This window comes from Aureibaculum luteum, from assembly GCF_003449015.1.
GTDB classification, from domain to species: domain Bacteria; phylum Bacteroidota; class Bacteroidia; order Flavobacteriales; family Flavobacteriaceae; genus Aureibaculum; species Aureibaculum luteum.
On the sequence record NZ_QRGD01000007.1, the window covers coordinates 13,337 to 32,804 of the forward strand.

A 19,468-nucleotide genomic window follows, 5' to 3' on the forward strand; every position below is an offset into this window, starting at 1 on the left:
TTCAATTACTTTGAATTATTTTTATTTGTGTTCAACATAAAAAAACCACATCCATGCAAACATTGCTGTAATATAGGCAATACCGAGAATAACAATTGCGGCCATAAAACCAGATATTGTAATGAACATTAAACAGAATGAAAAAGATAAAATTGTATATAAAGGAAAAAATCGCTTACCTATTTTAGGTAATTGATCTTTTTTACCAAGATAGTAAAAGGGAACAATGGTAAAACTTACGCCTAGCATACTAAAAATAAAAATTACGATTAGACAAATAGGTAGAAAAGGAATGGGGTCTGAAATTTGTACTCCATTTAAACCAAGTATAACGAAGTAGAGTAACGATGTTGCCAAGAGTGTTGACTTAAAGGCCGTTTTTATTATTTGTGTACCAACATTCATGGCTTAAATATTAAATTGTCAAAAACGAGTTCTTGCCAATTGTTGTCTTCTAAATTTTTACAATACTGATTGTATTTATGTGTTATTTGATTTTGAGCTGATATAGGTGGTTCGTTTGTAATAACATCTAAATATTCTTTAAGTGTAAGTGTATTATTATCGGACAAGTCTATTAAATAATCAAAATCTATATGCTCTGCGTGTTGCGTGTTATATTTTGTGATTAATTTATCCCAATTTATGGTAGAAGAGAAAATTAATGCTACAAACCCAATACTGATATTTCTACGACAAAGAAACCAGAAATTATAGGTAGCATATACTTTTATAAAAGTGGTTAATAAGCCAATTATTGATAACAATAAATATATAAAAACACCAATTCTTTTATAAGTTAAACCGTGAAAATTAACATAAAGATTGTTTTTATATGCTGTAAATAAAATAAGGACAATGTTAAGGGAAATCCACAGTGTGGTTAGTGTTTTTAAGTTTTTGTTTTTTTTGTAAAAGTTGAGGTTTCCTCTAAAAAAGTAAAGTATGATAGCGATGGCAAAAACTATTGATGTTATTAAGGCATAGACACCTTCATGAACGGCTTTTGAGAGGTCTGACGCATTTAAATCTGTTAGATTGGTTAAATAAATAGTATCGGTAACTAAGAAGAATATAATCAGCATATTTAAGAGCACGAGTAAAATGATTCCCAATTGGTTCTCTTGACCCAAGTTTTCATTAGATTGTGGTTTTATGTCTTCTTTGTTGAGATTATTATCTGTTTTTAAGTCGAAAGCCGTAGCGGATTCAATTGTAATTGGACTTGTAATGTTTAACAGTAAAAAATAGCCTAATATGGTAAATAAGATCCATTGAAAGTTGATAAAACTAAAGTCTATTTTATTTAAAAGTGCATCAAAATAGGGATTAGCACTTCGGTATAGGATTACAAATATGAGCAACACTATTGTCGGTATTCCAATCATTTTTAGCCAGTAAACGTAATCGATGCTTTTCTTTTTTACGGCTTCTGTCTCTTCTAAGAAACGATTGTAATACATTGAGAAACCTGAAGCAATTGAAGAGAAAAAGCCATTAAGGAGTTGAATATAAACGGAGGAGTTTACTTCACTTAATGTTCCTAAAAGATAAAAAAAGGCAACAATGCTTGATATTATACTTAACGTAGCGTTGTAAATAAAGACAAAGGTTGCGGTGGCTAAAAAAACGAGTGCAGCTGTTAGCACCTTTTTTGTTTTAAATTGCTTGGTATTAAATATTAAGAGTAGTGCTATTGTAAGCATTGAGAATAATAGACAATTTAAACCAATATTCTGCTTAAAGAATAATAAGCTAAAGATTAGAGAACTAGCGATTAATGGAATGTTTTTGTTCATTTTTTTTATTTTAAAAGCACTTTGAAATACAAAGTAATTAGGTAAAAAATTTTAAAGTTTATTATTGATGATTCGTTCTAAGGCAGTTAAATGCTTTTTGAATTCTAATGTACCTAAATGTGTTGCATTATATTTTGTATTGGTTTTCTTACCAATAAATGATTTTCTTATTTTAATATAATCTGATTTTTCTAATGCTTTAATATGACTCGCTAAATTACCATCGGTAACATCAAGCAATTCTTTTAACGTATTAAAGTCGAGGGTGTCATTAACCATTAAAGCAGACATAATTCCTAGTCTGATTCTATGATCAAAGAGTTTGTTTATATTTTTAATTATGTCTTTCACTTTTTAGTTTCTCTCCATTTTAAAATACATCAATGCACCATAGATAATATGTAGAATGCCAAATCCAAGAATCCAAAATAACAATCCATTACCAAAAAATACCAATGCTAATAATCCTAATAAGATTTCTAATACTCCTAAAAATCGGACTTGACTTAATGTGTATTTACTAGCATTGATTAAAGCTAATCCATAAAATATAAGAGCTGCTGGTGCAGCAATGCCATAAATACCTTTTTGAATTAAAAGAAAGATAAATACGCCTCCTGTAATCATTGGTATTGCAAAACTACTAATTAGTTGGCGAGAAGCTGGTGTCCAAATGTTTTCATTATTCTTTTTTGCCTTTTGCTTTGTTAAAAAATAGGCTGAAATCACAGATAAAAAAGCAACAATTAAAGCAACCCCTATTAATGAATTTTTTAAAGAGCTAAGTGTTGTGTAGTTCGTTTTTAGAATTTCAGTAGAATAGTCAAAATTATAATTAGCATCTCCTAATAACATGTAGGCAATATATGCACCTATTAAGGCATAGGTTCCCGCCAATATACCTGAGAGTCCACTTAATGAAATAAACCGTGTTGAACGGTTCATGATATCTTTAATCTCTGAAATGTCTTTTAAATAATCTTTCTCACTCATAATAAAAGTACTTTGAAATGCAAAGTTAATAGAATATTTGAAATGTGCAAGAATTTATTTACTTTGTGATTATTAAATGGCATTAATTGATTTGTTTAATTATGAACCCAGCAGAAAATTACATTTTAAATCAACCTGAACCTTATCGTTCTATAGTATTGCACTTACAGATAATTATTGAAAACACTATTTCAGAAGTTGATTTAAAATACAAATACAGAATCCCCTTTTATTATATAGACAACAAACCATTTTGTTATTTGAATGTGAACTTAAAGGAGCAATTCGTAGATTTAGGCTTTTGGAATGGAGGTGATATAACGGTTCATTTAGAAGATTTAACAACAGCCAAACGCAAAGTAATTAAATCATTACGATATTCATCATTGGAAGAAATTGATGAAACTATTTTAATAAATGTACTTAAAGATGCTTATTCCGTTAAAGATAAAATGTTTAACCATTAGCATATAGAGAAGAGTAATAATTGCTGAATAAATTACTAAAAAAAAATTCCTTTTTCAGTTTAATTCCTTAAAAAGTTTTCAACCTCTCATTGTTATTAAATTTCAAAACCTATTCAGGAACATGTAAATTTCTAGGTTAATTTTACAAAATCAATTAAAGCTAAAAAGGCTGGCATAATTGCCAACCTGTTTTCTGATTTTAATTTGATAAAGATGGAACAAGTACAATTATATACACTGATTGAAAATAAGCTCTCTCATTAGGATACTTAATTCAATCTTACCATCGGAAAAGGGCAGTCTTCAGCTGCTCTTTTTTCATTTTTATTATGAACGTAAATTTAAAATATATTTTATAAGTATGAAATAAAATATTTATAAAAATTCAATTATTTATAAACAAAAGATTCAACTTATGATATGAAAAAGTTTAATTACATTTCACATTCTAACAATTTATTTTGAAGAGTCCATGTATTAAGTACTAGGATATTGATAAAACTATTTTAATAAAAGTACCTAAAGATGCTTATTTCGTTAAGGTTAAAATGTTTAACCATTAGCATTTAAAGCAGAGGAATAATTGCTGAATAAATTACCAAAAAAAAATCACTTTTTACAGTTTTATTCATTAAAAAGTTTTCAACCTCTCATTGTTATTAAATTTCAAAACCTATTCAGGAACATGTAAATTTCTAGGTTAATTTTGACAGCTCTAAATATCAATAAAAATCGATTATGTCTGTAGAAATTACCAAAACCAAAGCTGAAATTTATGATTATCAAGAAGTTTTAGAAAGCTCATTAGCCTATTTTAAAGGTGACGAACTAGCCGCTACTACTTGGATTAACAAGTATTGTCTCAAAGACAAAACTGGAAAATACAAGGAGAAATCTCCTGATGAGATGCATTTGCGAATGGCAGAGGAGTTTGGTAGAATTGAAAAAAATTACATTCCAACAGACAACGTTTCAGATAATTTATCAACTTATGGAAAAGCTCGAAAACCATTAACCACTGAAAAAATATATGATCTTTTTAAGGATTTCAAATATGTAATTCCACAAGGAAGTGTAATGTTCGGTTTGGGTAATAAGGAAGTAATAGCATCACTTTCAAATTGTATTGTGGTACCATCAGTAGTAGATTCATACGGAGGTGTTTGTTATACAGATCAGCAATTAGCACAATTATTTAAAAGACGTTGCGGAGTAGGAGTAGATTTATCTGAGTTACGTCCAAAAGATGCTTTGGTATCAAATGCGGCAGGAACAACTACAGGAGCCGTATCGTTTATGGATAGGTTTTCAAATACAACTCGTGAAGTTGCTCAGAATGGTCGTCGTGGTGCGTTAATGTTAACCATGGATGTTGCACATCCAGATATTGAAGACTTTATTACTATTAAACAAGACCTAACTAAGATTACAGGTGCAAATATTTCTATCAGATTATCTGATGCTTTTATGAATGCTGTAGTAAACAATACAAAATTTACATTGCAATGGCCTATCGAAAGCTCAGAACCAAAATATACCAAAGAAATTGATGCTAATGAATTATGGGAAAAAATTATAACATGTGCTCATAATTCAGCTGAACCTGGTTTGATATTTTGGGATAGACAGCATCACTATTCTACATCATCAGTGTATCCTGAATTTAAAAATAGTTCTACAAATCCATGTTCTGAAATTGCTATGCAAGGAGGTGATAGTTGTCGCTTAATTGCAGTGAATTTGTTCAGTTTTGTAGAAGACCCATATACTAAAAAAGCAAAATTCAATTATAAAAAATTCTACGAGGTTGTATATGAAACACAACGCTTAATGGATGATTTGGTTGATTTAGAATTGGAGGCTGCAGCAAAAATTTTAGCAAAAATTGAAGCAGATCCAGAACCTGATCATATCAAACGTACAGAAAAAGATATTTGGGAATTATTATCAGAAACTGGTAAAAAAGGAAGAAGAACTGGTTTAGGTTTTACTGCTTTAGCAGATGCTATTGCCGCTTTGGGAATTAAATTTGATACAGATGAAGCTTTATCAGTGGTTGATGCCATTATGAAGAAAAAATTCGTAGCCGAATTTGATAGCAGTATTGATATGGCGATAAACAGAGGGCAATTTGAAGTGTTTAATAGAAACATTGAAGACACTTCCGAATTTGTTCAAATGATAAGTAATGAGTTTCCAGATTTGTATGATAGAATGATGCAGAACGGAAGAAGAAATATTTCAATTAGTACAGTAGCTCCAACGGGTTCATTAAGTATGTTGGCACAAGTATCATCAGGTATAGAACCTGTGTTTTTGTTATCTTATGTACGTCGTAGAAAAGTAAATACCAATGACGAAAATTCTAAAGTTGATTTTGTAGATGAATTAGGAGACGCTTTTGAAGAGTTTACTGTTTATCATAAAAAGTTTGAAACTTGGATGAATACAACCGGTAAAACTGAAGTTAAAGACAGTCCATATGCAGGTGCAACTGCTCCTGAAATTGACTGGAACAAACGAGTTCAAATGCAGGCTTTAGTTCAAAAATACACCACACATTCAATTAGTTCAACCATTAATTTAGCATCAGACGTTACTGTTGATAAAGTTGGAGATATTTATATTGAATCTTGGAAGCAAGGCTTAAAAGGAATTACCGTATATAGAGATGGTTCAAGAAGCGGTATTTTGGTATCAACAGATGAAAAAAGCAAAGAAAAAAAGGAAGGATATCAAGAAGAAACTATAGTGGCTAAAAGACCAGATAGAATTGAAGCTGAAATTATTAGATTTCACAATGAATCAGAAAAATGGTTAGCAGTTATTGGTTTAATTGACGGAAAACCTTATGAGATTTTTACAGGAAAAATGAAAGATGCTTTTAACCTACCACAATGGGTTGAAAAAGGTTGGGTAATAAAAAATAGAGATGAAAGTGAAGAATCCAGATACGATTTTCAATATATAGATAGTGATGGCTATAAAACGACTATTGAAGGATTGTCTAGATCTTTCAATAAAGAATTTTGGAACTATGCCAAATTACTTTCTGGTGTGTTACGTCATGGCATGCCAATGCCGTACGTGGTTGATTTAATTCAGAATTTAAATTTATATGACGATCATATCAATACATGGAAAAATGGTGTTGCACGAGCTTTAAAACGCTTTATCCCTAAAGATGCCATAGTAAAGGACAAAAAATGTAGTGAATGTGGAGACCCAGAAGGGTTGGTTTTTGAAGAAGGTTGTTTAAAATGCAAAAGTTGCGGAATGTCTAAGTGTGGGTAGGTAAACAATAGTATTTTGTCATTCCGAGGTACGAGGAATCTCATTAATATTTGTTATTACATTTAAAAAGATTCCTCGTACCTCGGAATGACATCAAATTATAACTACTCTATTATTTTAGCCTAACATAGTACTCTAAAATTGGCCTTTGATTGGCAAAAATATACAATTCCGAATTACTAGTTTTTGTAAATGGAATGTTAAAGGTACATTGATTACTATTGCAATCAGGTTCAATTTTTTTACTATATCTATCGCCCTTAAACGCATAAAACAAATTCATGTTTTCAGGTAAGTGCCCCATTAAAAATGTAATATCGGTTTTAGTTGCTTCTTCAAGAACACCAAATTTTGGTGAAATTAATTTCAATTTATTAAGAAAAAAAGAATTTTTATAAATGGGTTTGCTATAAAATTGCTTTAGAGTCAGTTTAGATTCAGTTAGTAACCATTCGGTTTCAGAAGGATAATGGGTAAGGGCAAATTGATCAGGGTCAGGAAAAAAATAGAAATCGTCAAATTGAGCAAACCATTTGTTGACATAGGTATAACCTGAACCCCAAGTAGCATCAACCAAATACCATTTTTTATCAATTCTAACAGCGTTCCACGCATGGTTTTCTGCTTCTGGAATAGTATTAATATCACTAACATCACCTTTAGCATATCCTCCAATTAATTTACATTCAATACCTAAGTATTCTGAAACTTCTTTAAACGTTTGGGCATAACCTTCACAAATTGCTTTTTTGGTCTGAAGTGTTTTATGGACAATAGAATTGTTTATAGCCTTCATTTTACGGTCAAAATCCGTTTTAGAGGTATAACTGAAACCAATTTCAGTCTGTCCTTTAGAAAAGGAAGCCATGTCATATTTAATTGTAATACAAAGCCAAGTATAGAGGGCTCTAATTCTATCTTTTTTCGTCGTAAAATCTTTGAGAATTTGTTCCGCTAGGGCTGCTGAGTTGTTGTAATCTGAGCTATAGCTTTTTACTCTTGCGTCAACAGCATCATATTCATTCGTCATGGTTTTTATGGAAGCAATTGGAGAATGGATATTATTCATTTGTCCAGCAATATCAAATTGCTGAGCATAGCTTTTGTTTAAAAACAAAAATAGCAACAGGTATAGTGTTATGTTTCTCACAATAAACTATATAACAGTATTTTAGCTAAAAAATTGCAATCTATATCCTAAAAATCCCTCCTAGAGATATTACTCTTTGAAAGTAAAAGAATGATTGAGAAGCACTATCAGCATTGGTTTTAGTGGTTCTAATATTGTTCATTTCAATAAACCCTCCTTTTAAATCACCCCTTATATAGAAATATTTTAAGAAATTAAGATGTAATCCTGCACTTAACGCAACACCATATCCAGAAATGTGAAAATCATCATGGCGTTCTTTTGATAAAAGTGTAGCATTGGTTTTAGGATACAAAACACCAGCACCAATTCCTTCGGTAATATTCACTTGAAATACATCCGTATTTTTAATATTGAAAAGAGAGGAAATATCATCAAATCTCGAAAATTCAGAATAGATAAAGTTTAAACCGTCTGTATGTTCAAATTTTAGAAAATCTTCAGTTAATTGAATAGGTACATTGTTATACGAGCCATTAAAAACAGCTCCAGGTTCAGTAATTGGCATATTTATGTCACCATCAATTTGTGCAGTTTGATTTTGGGTCATCACATACTTCATATGATCTAAACCAATAGCAACCGTATAATGCTCATTAATAAAATATCCAATTTTCGCGTTAGTTTGAGGAATGGTCATCCGTCCAGGATTAATATAGTCAATATGCCAACCTTTAGGTTTATCGTGAGATTTTACATCTGTCAACGTAAAGTCATAATCAGCCCCTTTAAAAGTGATGTCTGAATTGGTAAATGAGGTTCTATTGCCTCCCCAACTCACAAAAAATTTACCTTTATTACTAGCTGTATATCTTGTAGGTTTAGTTTCTTGTGCCAAAAGACTTAGCGTGATCAAAGATATAATGATACTTAGAAAAAATTTATTTTTAATCATTACAGTATTTCTATTTATAGAGTATTTATGGTTTTTCTTATGGCTACTAGGTTGGTAAGTAATTTTTCCAAATGATCTAGATGTAACATATTAGCACCGTCTGATTTGGCATTAGCAGGATCAAAATGAGTTTCTAAAAATAATCCGTCAACCCCTGTGGCAATTCCAGCTCTAGCGATGGTTTCAATCATATCTGGTCTACCACCAGTTACACCTGAAGTCTGATTTGGTTGTTGTAAAGAATGGGTTACATCTAATATAGTGGTTCCAAATTGTTTCATTGTAGGAATTCCTCTAAAATCGACAATCATGTCTTGGTACCCAAACATAGTACCTCTATCGGTTATCATAACTTTTTCATTACCGCTATCAATCACTTTATTTACAGCATGTTTCATGCTTTCTGCACTCATAAATTGTCCTTTTTTCAAATTGACAACCTTACCCGTTTTTGCAGCAGCAACGACTAAATCCGTTTGACGAACTAAAAATGCGGGAATTTGTAAGACATCAACATATTGAGCGGCGAGATAAGCATCACCACTTTCATGTATATCAGTTACTGTAGGCACTCCAAAAGTTTTACTTACTTTTTGAAGTATTTTTAAGGCTTTTTCATCTCCAATTCCACTAAAACTATCTACTTTAGAACGGTTAGCCTTTTTAAAACTACCTTTAAAAATAAAGGGAATTTCTAGCTTATCTGTTACTGAAATAATTTTTTCAGCTATTCGTAAAGCCATCTCTTCGCCCTCAATGGCACATGGCCCAGCCAATAGAAAAAAGTTATTACTATTTGTATGTTTAATATTGGGAATAACAGAAATATCCATGCGTTAAAATTTATTGCAAAAGTACAATATTTTACGCTTTTCTTAACATGAGAAATAGTAAATGAAAATTACTTTTGTCAATTGAGTTAATGATAAAATGTTATGAGATAAAATGCGTTATTAAAGTGTTATATTTTACCATTTGAATAAAGTTTATCAAAATTAAAGACAAATAAGCATAAAAATACATGAAAAAACTATTTAAAATATTAGGGATACTTTTAGTTGTTCTAATAGCTGCAGTAATTATTATTCCCATTGTTTTTGAAGGAAAAATTATAGAATTGGTAAAGAAAACAGCCAACAATAATTTGAATGCTACGTTAGATTTTGAAGATGCTGATTTAAGTATTTGGAGTAGTTTTCCGAGTGCTGAAGTTTCTTTAAACAATACTTCATTGGTAAATAATTCTCCTTTTGAAGGGGACACTTTATTTAAAGCAAAATCAATTAATTTAAAATTACCAATAGGCCAGTTGTTTAAAAGTAATTCTGATATTAGCATTACTACATTTGCAATAGATGGTGCAAAATTAGCGGTTAAAATTGATGAAAATGGAAATGCTAATTATGATATTGCAAAAGAAAGTGAAACAGAAACAACTTCAACTACTGAGTCAGATCCTTTACAGTTGCAATTAGAGGGGTATAGTATTACCAATAGTGAAATTTCCTATACAGATGCATCGAGTAAAATGTCGTTTTCATTAAAAGAGTTTAACCATAAAGGAGAAGGGAATTTATCAGCAGCAACTTCTAAATTAGATACAAAAACGGATGGATTAATTTCATTTGAACTGGATAGTGTTGCTTATTTTAACAACAATAAAATTGATTTACAAGCTTTAATTGGTATTGATTTAAACGAAAATAAATTCAGTTTTTTAGAAAACAAGGCTTTAATTAATCAATTGCCTCTAGTTTTTGATGGGTTTGTTAAAATTAATGATAACAACCAAGAAGTAGCTATCAATTTTAAAACGCCATCATCAGATTTTAAGAACTTTTTGGCGTTAATACCTGAGGTGTATTCTAAAAATATTGAAGGGGTTACTACAACAGGTAATTTTGACGTTACTGGTAATTTTGAGGGTGTGGTTGACGACACTCATATACCGAAGTTTAATATCATAATTAATTCGGATAATGCTTCTTTTAAGTATCCTGATTTGCCAAAATCATTGGAAAACATTAACATAAATACAAAGATTGCTAATGAAACAGGTTTGGTAAAAGATACCTATGTAACTATTGATACGCTATCTTTTCGTATAGACAAAGAGGTGTTTAATGCGTCTGCTAAATTATCAGAAGTAACAGAAAACATGAAGGTTAAAGCTCATTTGGATGGAAAAATAAACTTGGCAAATTTAGAAAAGGTATATCCTGCGGAAGCTGTAAAAGATTTGAAAGGGAATTTATCTATAAATGCCAATACTGCATTTGACATGAATTCTATTGAAAAAGGAAATTATGAAAACACGAGAACTTCAGGTACTTTTTCATTGCAGAATTTTGAATATGTATCGGCAGAGCTTAGTGATAAATTAATAATTGATAAAACCTCATTAACGTTAAATCCCAAATCTGTAAAGCTAAATAGTTTTGATGCTAAATTGGGAAAAACAGACATTCAAGCAACCGGTAGTATAGATAATTTAATTGGTTTTTTCTTTAATAAAGAAGACATGGAAGGCCGTTTTTCTTTGAACTCTAATACTTTTTCGGTGAATGATTTTATGGTAGCTGAGGTAAATGAAAAAGAAGGAGAAAAGAATAAAGAAACCCCAATTGCAGCAACTGAGAGTATTAAAATACCCTCTTTTTTAAACTGTACTATTGATGCGAAAGCAAATACGGTATTGTATGATAACCTAACATTGAAAAATGTGTCAGGTACGTTGATAATCAAAGATCAAACAGCGACGTTAAAAAACATGAAATCCAATCTTTTTAATGGTATCATTGGTTTTGATGGAAATGTGTCTACGAAGTCAGCAACTCCTACTTTTGCAATGAATTTGGACATGAAAAGTTTAAATATTGATGAATCTTTTAAACAATTGAGTTTGTTAGAAGCATTGGCACCAATTGCCAACATAATTCAAGGAAAATTAAATACAAATATTAGCCTTTCAGGGTTTTTAAATAATGATTTTACACCCAATTTGAGCACTTTGTCTGGTAAGGCTGCTGCGGAGTTGTTAAGTTCAAAGCTTTCATCAGAAAACTCTCCATTAATACAGAAATTAGAAGACCAACTCACCTTTTTAGACGCTAAAAAATTGAATTTAGATGATCTAAAAACAGCTTTATCGTTTAAAGATGGTAAAGTAGAGGTGCATCCTTTTTCTATTAATTATGAAGATATTAAAATTGACATCAGTGGTGGTCATGGTTTTGATAATACATTAGGTTATAAAGCGGTTGTAAATGTGCCAGCGAAGTATTTAGGGACTGATGTAACAAAACTTTTAGCACAATTAAAAGAAGAAGACAGTGAGAACATTAAAATACCGGTTAATGCTATAATTTCAGGTAGTTTTAAAAACCCTACGGTAAAAACGGATATGAAATCAGCAGTGACTGATTTAACAAAGCAATTGGTGGCAAAACAAAAAGATAAATTGATTGAGAAAGGAAAAGATAAGGTTGGCGATGCATTAAAAGATTTACTTGGCGGTAAAGAAAAAGCTAAAGATTCAACAGCTGTTTCTACTGATTCAGTAGCGAAACCTACACCGAAACCTACAGTTGAAGACGTAGCGAAAGATGCATTAAAAAATCTTTTTGGAAAGAAAAAGAAGAAGGATACGGTAAACTAATTGCTAAAAGTGCCTTTCCTTGGGGGAGGTTAGGAGGGGATTCTACTTCGTAAGACTTCTAAATAAACTTTCTAAATCTTGATTTTTTATAGAAGATTGCAGTAGTTTTAATCCATTATCATGAGCAAAGTCGAAAATAGCAGGACGCATGTCTTTACTAGTGTTAAAAGTAAGTTTCCAGATGTTATCATGGATATTTTCAATAGTTTTCAATTTCGGAATTTGATTGATTAATTGAGGCTCAACACGTAAATCAAATTCAACTTCAATAACTTGTTCTTTATCAGACTTAAGTTCATTCAGTTTTTTATCAGTTACAATTTGTCCTTTATTAATAATAATTACCCGGTCGCAAACGGCTTCAACTTCTTGCATAATATGCGTTGAAAACAATACCGTTTTTGTTTTGCCAATTTCTTTAATTAATCCTCTTATTTCAACCAGTTGATTAGGATCTAACCCTGTAGTTGGCTCATCTAAAATTAGCACTTCAGGGTCATGTAATAATGCAGCTGCCAAACCTACACGTTGACGATAACCTTTAGACAATTGACTAATTTTTTTATGAGCTTCAGGTGTTAAACCAACTTGCTCAATTACCTCTTGAATTCTTGATTTAGAAATAGTATGTATAGAAGCATTAAACTGTATGTATTCTTTTACATACATGTCTAAATACAACGGATTATGTTCTGGTAAATACCCAACAGACTGTTTTACTGACATGGGTTCAGTTGCTACGTTATGTCCGTTTACAAGAACTACCCCATCAGAAGCATTGATGTAGGTAGTAATAATCTTCATCATGGTAGATTTACCAGCACCATTAGGTCCTAAAAAACCTACAATTTCACCAGAGTTTATTTTAAAACTAATACCGTCTAAGGCTTTTTGTGCTCCGTAAGTTTTGCTAATGTTTTGTACTTCTATTGACATAGATGATTGTTTAGTTTACAAAGAAACAAATCTTTTCTAAAATTTCGATACTTTTGAACCAATTGCTTTAAGAATGAATGAAATAGTTAAATATATTTACAAAAAACAGTCTCTAATCTTATCAATGTTGTTATTGATAATGTTAAGTTCTTGCTTTACCTTTAAGGTTAGTGATAGAAAAATTGAAAATATATTTAGAAAAGAAAATCTAAAGGCTAGAATTTATTACGAAGATTATAGCGGAAAAAGAGTCCGGTTTATTGCGAGTAAAACAATTGATAAATCGTTACCAACCATTATATTTATTCATGGTGCACCTGGAGCTGGTAAAGATTATTTTAAATATGTAACAGATATCGATCTTAATAAAAAAGCTAATTTAATAACGGTTGATCGCTTGGGGTATGGGTATTCTGATTATGGAAAGGCGGAAACTTCAATCACATCACAAGCTGAAAGTATTTATACAATTATTGAAAACGAGCAACTTGATGATGTAATATTAGTAAGCTGGTCTTATGGAGTGGCAATTGCTGGAAAAATGAATTATTTACATCCAACTATTTCTAATAATTTAATGGTTGCTGGTGCAGTTTCTCCAAAAGATGAAAAGTTCTTTGCATTAGGTAAACTGGCACATTGGAAAGCGACACGGTGGCTTTTTTCAAAGGCTTTGAGAGTTTCAGACCGCGAAAAATGGACACATGTTGACGAATTAACTAAAATGTCAGAAGATTGGCAACATATTAAAACACCAATTACGTACTATCACGGCAAAAAAGATAAAATTGTACCTTATGTAAATATGGAGTTTATAATATCAAAAGTGCCAAATGAGTTTCTCGATACAGTTTCGGTAAAAAATGCCAATCATTTTATTTTGTTTAAAAATTACGATCTGATAAAAAGAAAGTTACTAAAGGTTTTAGATAATCCTATAACTCAATAATTTTGAAATCATCTTCGTTAGCGTTCATTATCGAAAAAGTCATTTTAAATAGAGTAAATGAGTAATGTCAGATATGTAAAGTGTTTTTAAAATCTAAATAATTTTTAATCTTGTGGAATAAAATTTATTTCAGAAGTACTTGTCGCAACATTTATAATAGCGTCATAAATATAATCACAAACTTTTTTTTCACCTAGATAGTTAATTAAATCGGCAGTATCTTCAGGAGTATGGTACTGAGGATGCCCGCCAGTATGTAGTCCGATTACAGATATTTGTTTTTTATAAAATGAAACGTGATCTGAGCCACCAACAGACCCTGCATTAACAACTGGAGATAAATCGTGCTTTGGACCTAATTTTTTCATTAATTCCATACCGCCGTCAAATGTTCCCGCACCACCCATATAAATTTGTTTTTGCTCATTTAGTCTGCCAACCATATCCATATTTATCATTAATTTGATTTGATTTAAGGGAACAATGGGATTGTTAACGAAATACTTACTGCCCAACAACCCTTGTTCTTCAGCACCAAAAGCAATCAATATCACACTTCGCTTTAGTGTATCTTTATGAGCAGCAATTTTTTCACCTATTTCCAAAAGGGCTGCAGTTCCACTGGCATTATCATCAGCACCGTGATAGACTACTCCAACTTTTTCAGACTTTGACGAAGGTCCATCTCCAAGGCCTAAATGATCATAATGTGCCCCAAGAACCACATATTCGTTTTTAAGTTTAGGGTCTGACCCTTCAATAATACCAATTACATTCCAAGTTTTTACTTCTGGTTTTTTTGGCTCATCCTTTTTGACTCTTAGTTGAGCCATAAACGTTTGTTTGTAGCTGCCTTTTAATGGTTTTACTCCAGACTGTTTGTATTGTTTTTTAATATAACTAACCACTTTTTTATTAGTCCTTTCACCAGGATATCGACCTACATTCTTATCTGAAGTTAAAAAATTAATATGCTTTTTCAGTTCGTTTACCGTAACATTTTTTTGAGAATGAGCTACTTGTAAAAAAAGAAAAAGTAGTATGAAGCAGGGGGTTAATTTCTTAAACATTTCGATTATAATTATGGTTTCCTTTGATTCTAAATAAATTAGAAATTGCAAAAACAAAGGTCGGGAATTTTTTTATTTGTTTTCCAATAATTGAACTAATATGCTCCAATCATGTAAAAATATTTTTTTTGATTTATTACTACCAACAGTGTAGATAGTTATTCAAAGTTGTGAAGGGTGTTTCGATAAATTATCTTCTTTTCTAATTTTTTATTGTCTAAGTTAATTTTTGGTTTATCGATTTTTTAAATCCTCTTATCCTGATTATTTAGAAACTAATGAATAGTGTAACTTTATGCCTAATTGTCAGCCAAAATAAATTGGCTCGATTTTAGTCAATAAGGTAGCATGAGTAAAAAAGAGAAAGTATCGTTTGCATGGGCGTTTAAAGAATTTATTTGGCCGAGAAGAAAAATTGTATCCATTGGATTAATATTAATTATTTTGAAGAGTTTGGCGGGGTTGGTTATTCCGCTTCAGACCAAAACATTAATTGATGATGTTGTTCCGAATAAAGATATGAGTGGGTTATACACCCTTATAATTATCGTAGTGGGTGCATTATTAATTCAAGCAGTAACCTCTTTTTCATTAACAAGATTGTTAAGTGTAGAAGCTCAACATTTAATATCATTATTACGAGCAAAAGTGCAACGTAAATTATTAAAATTACCCATAAATTTCTTCGATAATAATAAATCTGGAGCCTTGGTTTCTCGCGTTATGACGGATGTAGAAGGTGTTCGAAACCTGGTAGGAACAGGGTTGGTGCAGCTTATAGGTGGTTCAATAACAGCCATATTATCCTTTGTGTGGTTACTTAAAATAAATGCCACAATGACATTAGTCGTGTTGGTACCTGTGCTGATTTTTGCAGTTGTTATGCTGAAAGCTTTTGGTGTAATTCGTCCAATTTTTAAAGCACGTGGAAAAATAAATGCTGAGGTAACGGGTCGCCTTACAGAAACGCTTAACGGAGTTCGAGTCATCAAAGGATTTAATGCTGAAGAGCAAGAGAATAAAACCTTTGAAGAAGGGGTTGATAAATTATTTCAAAATGTAAAAAAGAGCTTGACTGCTACAGCTATAATTACAAGTTCATCTACATTTCTAATTGGATTAGCATCTGCTGGAATCATGGGGTTAGGTGGTTATTATATAATGGGCGGCTCAATGACATTGGGTGATTTTGTTCAGTTTACCTTATTGTTAGGGTTTATGGTTGCACCTATAGTTCAGATGAGTAATATTGGAAGTCAACTTACCGAAGCCATGGCGGGTTTAGACCGTACACAAGAGTTGATGAATATGACCGAAGAAGATAACCCGGAAAAGAGAACAATTGTTTTAGAGGATATAAAAGGAGATATCATTTTTGACAATGTTTCTTTTAGTTATGAAGAAAACAAGGAGGTATTACATAACATTTCTTTGAAAGCTTCTTCTGGAAGCGTTACCGCATTGGTGGGTTCTTCAGGCTCAGGTAAAAGTACCATTGCAGGATTAGCAGCCACATTTTTAAATCCTGTTGAAGGAAAAATAACACTTGATGGTAAGGATTTAGCTAAGGTAAATCTTAATAGTTTTAGAAAGCATTTAGCTGTGGTTTTACAGGATGATTTTTTATACGAAGGCACTATAAGAGAAAATATATTATTCCCTAGGCCAGATGCTACCGAAGAAGAATTATTAGCCGCGGTTAAAGGAGCTTATGTAAATGAATTTACCGATCGATTTGATGATGGCTTAGAAACCGTAATTGGCGAAAGAGGAGTGAAATTATCAGGTGGTCAACGCCAGCGAATTTCAATTGCTAGGGCCTTATTGGCAAATCCGAAAGTTATTATTTTAGATGAAGCAACTTCTAATTTGGATACCGAAAGTGAATCGTACATTCAAAAAAGTTTGGGGGTTTTAATGCAAGACCGAACTACTTTTGTAATTGCTCATAGGTTAAGTACCATTCAAAAAGCAGATCAAATTTTAGTTATTGAAGATGGTAATATTGTAGAACAAGGCAAACACGACGAGCTTATCGCCAAAAAAGGTAGATATTTTGATTTATATACTTATCAAAGTAGGATATAGGTCAAAAAAATTAAGATGTTTTTTTATTAGGAAAAAGTAAGAACAATATACTACTTGTTTTTTCACCAATTTTTTCTCTAATGATACAATAGGCTTTTGAAATATGAGCTTCCACTGTTTTTATGGAGATGTCTAAATATTCAGATATCTCCATATTTGTAAGACCATCTTCCTTGCTTAATAGAAAAACTTTTTTACATTTTTTCGGTAAGTTTTGAATTTCTTGGGTTACAATTGATATTAATGTATTAATTGATTTCTCATCCGTTTCTTCTATCACCTCGTTTAAGGCTTGAGCATATTTATTTTCTAAATCTTTGGTGGATTGATTCTTCCAATATTGCCTAATAAACTCATTATAAGTAGCAGTATATAAAAAATTTTTAATGGAAAGTTTTGAATCGAGTTTATCTCTAAAAATCCAAACATTTAAAAAAACATTTTGCAAAACGTCTTTTGCAAGCGGTTTATTATTTGTGAGCGAAAAAGCATAGATGAACAACTTTTTATGAAATTTTTCAATTAAATGAGAATAGGCTTTCTCATCTCCTTGCTTAAGAGATTCAATTAAAAATGTATTATTTTCAAAATTAGTATTCAAATTCATAAATAAGATTAGTCACTCAAATGTATAAAACATTAAATATTTTGTTTTTCAAAAACATCTAAAAAAACGAAGTGAAATTAGTTAATACCAATGGTTTTAAATTCTGAATTTAGATTCTGTAAAAATTAATCAATCCCTTATAATTACTAATAGTCTGAAAAGATATAATAATCAAAATTCGTAATAAAAAATAATGAAATATTTTGGCATTATTAAAAACGATATCGTAAAATAATTATTCAAAAATAGTGATTTCATTTTTTTAATCTTATAATCGTTAAAAAAAAGTTAAAAAAACATAGGGTATTTAAAATGGGGTGGTTAATTATATTAACTAACTTATCCAAATGATTTCTAAAAACACAGAAAATCTCATTGTAAAATATATTAACAAGGCTGCCAATGCAGAAGAGTTAGATCAATTAAGAGACTGGGTAAAAAAACCAAATAATTACAAAATTTTTAAAGAATTTGTTCGCACACATTATTCCATTTTATATACGTTAGAAAATCAAGATAAACTTGATGCAAAGGAAGTATTGTTGCAAAGAATTAGTAAGGACAAATCTGTTATTAAACAAAAAAGAATTAGATCTTTTATGAAGTATGCAGCGGCAGCCATCTTCGTTTTAGGGCTAAGCTATTACTATCAACAAGGCTATCTATCTAATATCCCTACTCAAAATATTTCTGAAGATACTGTACCTGTAATTATTGAACCTGGTACTAATAAGGCTGTGCTCACATTAGAAGATGGGTCTAATATTACATTGGGAAAAGGTAAAAATTACCAATCTGAAAATGTCAATAGTAATGGAGAAAAATTGGCTTATTCTTCTGAGGCAGATACAAAAAAATCAATAGTATATAATTACCTTACTATTCCTCGTGGTGGTCAGTTTTACTTAAAGCTATCTGATGATACTGAAGTATGGCTTAATTCTGCAACCCAATTAAAATACCCTGTAAATTTTATTACTGGTGAAACTAGAGAAGTAGAACTAGTTTATGGTGAGGCCTATTTTGTTGTTTCACCAAGCTCTAATCATAACGGCTCTAAGTTCAACTTAATATGTAATGCACAAGAAGTTGAAGTTATTGGTACAGAATTTAATGTAAAGGCCTATAAAGAAGAAAAAAATATATATACAACCCTTGTGGAAGGCAAAATTGATTTAAATGTAAATGATAAGAAAAAAAGATTAAGACCAAATGAGCAATTAAATCTTAACCTTGATACAAATACATTAACTGTTAAAAAAGTAGATGTTTATAATGAAATTTCGTGGAAAGAAGGCGTTTTTAGTTTTGAGGGTAAACCCCTAAAAGATATTGTTACCATACTCTCTCGTTGGTATGATGTTGAATTTATTTTTGAAAACAAAGCTGCTCAAGAAAGACGTTTTAACGGATCGCTAAGAAAGGATGTAAACATTAATGAGGTTCTCAATATTGTTGAAAATTTTGGAATAATTAAAGAATATGAAATAAAGAACAAGATAGTATTACTAAAATAAAAAAAGGGATGAAGCATTGAAATTTGGCCGTTTCACTTCATCCCG

16 protein-coding genes are annotated in these 19,468 nt (G+C 31.0%); 6 read left to right on the top strand and 10 right to left on the bottom strand.

Annotated elements, in window-relative coordinates; genetic code table 11:
- Positions 1-21: 21 nt before the first annotated feature.
- From D3P13_RS15305 to D3P13_RS15320, 4 genes are read right to left on the bottom strand one after another with little or no spacing between them, the layout of a single operon-like run.
- On the bottom strand, positions 22-405 hold the full coding sequence (locus tag D3P13_RS15305) for a hypothetical protein (RefSeq protein WP_117883751.1): 384 nt from the start codon (positions 403-405) through the stop codon (positions 22-24).
- On the bottom strand, positions 402-1,799 hold the full coding sequence (locus D3P13_RS15310) for a DUF4153 domain-containing protein (RefSeq protein ID WP_117883752.1): 1,398 nt from the start codon (positions 1,797-1,799) through the stop codon (positions 402-404). The genes D3P13_RS15305 and D3P13_RS15310 overlap by 4 nt, the downstream gene beginning before the upstream one ends.
- A gap of 51 nt (positions 1,800-1,850) precedes the next feature.
- Entirely contained in the window at positions 1,851-2,150 is a 300-nt protein-coding gene (locus D3P13_RS15315) for a winged helix-turn-helix domain-containing protein (protein WP_117883753.1), read from the bottom strand.
- A gap of 3 nt (positions 2,151-2,153) precedes the next feature.
- Entirely contained in the window at positions 2,154-2,792 is a 639-nt protein-coding gene (locus tag D3P13_RS15320; protein ID WP_117883754.1) for a hypothetical protein, read from the bottom strand.
- 101 nt (positions 2,793-2,893) lie between these two features.
- Between D3P13_RS15320 and D3P13_RS15325 the strand changes: the two genes are divergently transcribed.
- Together D3P13_RS15325 and D3P13_RS15330 are read left to right on the top strand one after the other, a co-directional pair.
- Positions 2,894-3,259, top strand: coding sequence for a DUF1801 domain-containing protein (locus D3P13_RS15325; protein WP_117883755.1), 366 nt, complete (start codon positions 2,894-2,896; stop codon positions 3,257-3,259).
- 738 nt (positions 3,260-3,997) lie between these two features.
- Positions 3,998-6,553 carry an adenosylcobalamin-dependent ribonucleoside-diphosphate reductase gene (locus D3P13_RS15330; protein WP_117883756.1) on the top strand — a complete coding sequence of 852 codons (2,556 nt, stop codon included), beginning with the start codon at positions 3,998-4,000 and terminating at the stop codon, positions 6,551-6,553.
- A gap of 112 nt (positions 6,554-6,665) precedes the next feature.
- Here the strand turns inward: D3P13_RS15330 and D3P13_RS15335 are convergent, their stop codons facing one another.
- The 3 genes from D3P13_RS15335 to kdsA are packed head-to-tail and all read right to left on the bottom strand — an operon-like array spanning position 6,666 to position 9,431.
- Positions 6,666-7,703: a transglutaminase domain-containing protein gene (locus D3P13_RS15335; RefSeq protein ID WP_157972935.1), complete on the bottom strand. Its 1,038-nt coding sequence runs from the start codon at positions 7,701-7,703 to the stop codon at positions 6,666-6,668.
- A 40-nt stretch (positions 7,704-7,743) separates the two neighbouring features.
- Positions 7,744-8,598: a hypothetical protein gene (locus D3P13_RS15340; protein WP_117883758.1), complete on the bottom strand. Its 855-nt coding sequence runs from the start codon at positions 8,596-8,598 to the stop codon at positions 7,744-7,746.
- A 14-nt stretch (positions 8,599-8,612) separates the two neighbouring features.
- Positions 8,613-9,431: a 3-deoxy-8-phosphooctulonate synthase gene (gene kdsA / locus D3P13_RS15345; RefSeq protein WP_117883759.1), complete on the bottom strand. Its 819-nt coding sequence runs from the start codon at positions 9,429-9,431 to the stop codon at positions 8,613-8,615.
- 188 nt (positions 9,432-9,619) lie between these two features.
- Between kdsA and D3P13_RS15350 the strand changes: the two genes are divergently transcribed.
- Positions 9,620-12,256, top strand: a complete 2,637-nt coding sequence (locus D3P13_RS15350) for an AsmA-like C-terminal region-containing protein (RefSeq protein WP_117883760.1) — start codon at positions 9,620-9,622, stop codon at positions 12,254-12,256.
- A 42-nt stretch (positions 12,257-12,298) separates the two neighbouring features.
- Here the strand turns inward: D3P13_RS15350 and gldA are convergent, their stop codons facing one another.
- Positions 12,299-13,192, bottom strand: a complete 894-nt coding sequence (gene gldA, locus D3P13_RS15355; RefSeq protein WP_117883761.1) for a gliding motility-associated ABC transporter ATP-binding subunit GldA — start codon at positions 13,190-13,192, stop codon at positions 12,299-12,301.
- A gap of 73 nt (positions 13,193-13,265) precedes the next feature.
- Between gldA and D3P13_RS15360 the strand changes: the two genes are divergently transcribed.
- Positions 13,266-14,141, top strand: a complete 876-nt coding sequence (locus D3P13_RS15360; protein WP_117883762.1) for an alpha/beta fold hydrolase — start codon at positions 13,266-13,268, stop codon at positions 14,139-14,141.
- 104 nt (positions 14,142-14,245) lie between these two features.
- On the opposite strand, the gene D3P13_RS15365 is transcribed toward D3P13_RS15360, so the two are convergent.
- Positions 14,246-15,211, bottom strand: a complete 966-nt coding sequence (locus D3P13_RS15365) for a M28 family metallopeptidase (RefSeq protein WP_117883763.1) — start codon at positions 15,209-15,211, stop codon at positions 14,246-14,248.
- A gap of 348 nt (positions 15,212-15,559) precedes the next feature.
- Here D3P13_RS15365 and D3P13_RS15370 point away from each other — a divergent pair, with 348 nt between their 5' ends.
- Entirely contained in the window at positions 15,560-17,299 is a 1,740-nt protein-coding gene (locus tag D3P13_RS15370; protein WP_117883764.1) for an ABC transporter ATP-binding protein, read from the top strand.
- Between the two features lie 10 nt (positions 17,300-17,309).
- Here D3P13_RS15370 and D3P13_RS15375 read toward each other — a convergent pair whose 3' ends face one another.
- Complete coding sequence (locus D3P13_RS15375) at positions 17,310-17,906, bottom strand: RNA polymerase sigma factor (RefSeq protein WP_117883765.1); 597 nt, start codon at positions 17,904-17,906, stop codon at positions 17,310-17,312.
- Positions 17,907-18,253: 347 nt separating this feature from the next.
- Here D3P13_RS15375 and D3P13_RS15380 point away from each other — a divergent pair, with 347 nt between their 5' ends.
- Positions 18,254-19,423, top strand: coding sequence for a FecR family protein (locus tag D3P13_RS15380; RefSeq protein ID WP_117883766.1), 1,170 nt, complete (start codon positions 18,254-18,256; stop codon positions 19,421-19,423).
- Positions 19,424-19,468 lie beyond the last annotated feature (45 nt).